The 1,983-nt window shown below is 36.8% G+C and carries 4 protein-coding genes; 2 read left to right on the top strand and 2 right to left on the bottom strand.

All coding sequences use genetic code 11. The features are described from left to right. Positions 1–40 precede the first annotated feature (40 nt). Positions 41–202 carry a hypothetical protein gene (locus tag F6K22_RS01700; RefSeq protein ID WP_293092602.1) on the top strand — a complete coding sequence of 54 codons (162 nt, stop codon included), beginning with the start codon at positions 41–43 and terminating at the stop codon, positions 200–202. Positions 203–253: 51 nt separating this feature from the next. After that, positions 254–481 carry a hypothetical protein gene (locus F6K22_RS01695; RefSeq protein ID WP_363272646.1) on the top strand — a complete coding sequence of 76 codons (228 nt, stop codon included), beginning with the start codon at positions 254–256 and terminating at the stop codon, positions 479–481. A 359-nt stretch (positions 482–840) separates the two neighbouring features. Here the strand turns inward: F6K22_RS01695 and F6K22_RS01690 are convergent, their stop codons facing one another. Beyond that, positions 841–1,320, bottom strand: coding sequence for a flavin reductase family protein (locus F6K22_RS01690; RefSeq protein WP_293092604.1), 480 nt, complete (start codon positions 1,318–1,320; stop codon positions 841–843). A 405-nt stretch (positions 1,321–1,725) separates the two neighbouring features. Then, a partial coding sequence (locus F6K22_RS01685; protein WP_293092599.1) for a zinc ribbon domain-containing protein occupies positions 1,726–1,983 on the bottom strand: 258 nt, incomplete at its 5' end.

The raw sequence follows: 1,983 nt of genomic DNA, 5'->3' as shown, positions 1-1,983 counted from the left end.
GGTGGATTTATGATTCTCTGGTTAGCAGGAATGCCTGTCAGTGTCTATAAAAAGAGAAAAAAGAGCCTTGAAAGGAGCGGATAAAATTGCTTTAAGAGTTGGGAAGGTGTTAAACAAGTACAAAATCAATAAATATTATAATTTAAACATCACAGATTCAGACTTTACTTATGAGCGAAAACAAGAATTAATTGATAAATAAATAGCTTTAGACGGGGTTTATATTTTGAGAACTTCTGTAGATAAAACTCTCATGAAATCAGAAGAAATAGTCAAGGCTTATAAAAGTTTATCTTCTGTAGAGCAAGCTTTCCGTTGTTATAAATCCATTGATTTAAAAGTGCATCCTATTTATCATTATAAGGGAGACAGAGTTAAGGCACACATTTTCTTGTGTATGTTGGCTTATTATGTAGAATGGCATTTAAAACAAAAATTAGCCCCTTTATTATTTGAAGATGAAGATTCGAAGTTCGCGTAGCGTCCCGGAGGGAACGGAGACCTCGCCATCCCATCCTAACGGACTGCTCCGCTTTCCGACCGCTGTCTTGGTCGATTGGAGGCCAGCGAGGAGACCTCGGCATCCCATCCTAACGGACTGCTCCGCTTTCCGACCGCTTTTTTCTCCACGGCGAGTGAGAGGCTTTAAACCCTTATTTTTCGGTAACTGAATTCATAAATTAATTATCTAAAAACACTTTTGCTTTGATTTAGTATTAGCTAATAACTAAGGGTTTCTAAAATTAGTGAGGCACATTTGGTTTTATTCTGATATTCTCCATTTTCCCTATAAAGTTAGAATTTTGTACCTCACAATTATAAAATTGCTATAGATGACAACTAACCACCATAATTCCAGCCTGTACTTTCTAACAATAGAGGGTCTCCCTCACGATGTATACCTGCTGCAATTACTTCCCCTACATATACAGTATGATCGCCTTCTTCTATAGCACCCACAACTCTACATTCAACATAGCCAAGAGTATCAGAAATAATTGGGCAACCAGTTTCTCCTAAATAAAATTCTACTTCTTCAAATTTATTCCCCACACGACGTTGAGGTTTGAAAAATTGTTGAGCTAAATCTTTTTGCCCTGCTGCTAAGAAACTAAGAGAAAATACTCCACTAGCCTTAATCATGGCATGGGATTTAGAATCTTTATTAACACAATTAACAATTAGGGGAGGCTTAAAAGATGCTTGCATTACCCAACTAGCTGTAAAGCCATTTACTTCATCGCCATCTTTAACACCACAGATGTATAATCCATGAGGAATTTTACGCAGTATAGTTTTTTTTGCCTGTTCGTCTAGCAAAGTTTTACCCACTATATATTGAAGAATTTTACATTTTTTATTTTAACTAAAGTCAATACATTAGACATCTCCCCAAGTAAATTTCCTCAGAATAGGCAAGGGAATAGATTTATTGCAGGAGTAGGCAATAGTCAACAGGTAACAGGGGACATATTTTTACAAAAAATACCACAAGAAGATACTTTTATAGTGACTTTTTCTGATAATCCAATTTAATGATTCAATAAGATTACTTATTGGCACTGGAGGTGTATTCAAATAAAGCCTCATAATTTAACCAAACTCTAAAAAATATATAGCAAGTTTTGTGGTATAATAAGAAATTTGGCTAACTAATTAAATGTTTTTAGTTACAGGTTTTTGAGTTGTAAAGTCTAGATATAGTGTAGCGCTATAGTTTTACTCCTACCTATATAGTGTACTTACCTGAACTATCCCGACGCTGACGCTTGCGTACAGCGCGGACAACAACCCAGAGACCAGCATAGCAGTAGATTTCTTACGTCCTCTATTACTAAGGCTTACAGTCTGGCGATCGGCTTTGTCCCGCGTCCCACAGGTCAAAATTCGTAGTCCCTCATCTGTGAGATTAATTGCAGCGTTAACATCTGTGTCGTGTTTGGTGTGACAGTTCTCGCAAGTCCATTGTCTGACATCAAGAGG

This window comes from Okeania sp. SIO2F4 (assembly GCF_010672385.1).
GTDB lineage: Bacteria > Cyanobacteriota > Cyanobacteriia > Cyanobacteriales > Microcoleaceae > Trichodesmium.
Note: the sequence above shows the minus strand (reverse complement) of the source record. Positions and strands in the feature narration are given on the sequence as shown.

Bases quoted from the DNA above. Each gene is read 5' to 3' on its own strand.
- F6K22_RS01695 (WP_363272646.1), top strand. From the start codon at position 254: ATGAAATCAGAAGAAATAGTCAAGGCTTATAAAAGTTTATCTTCTGTA.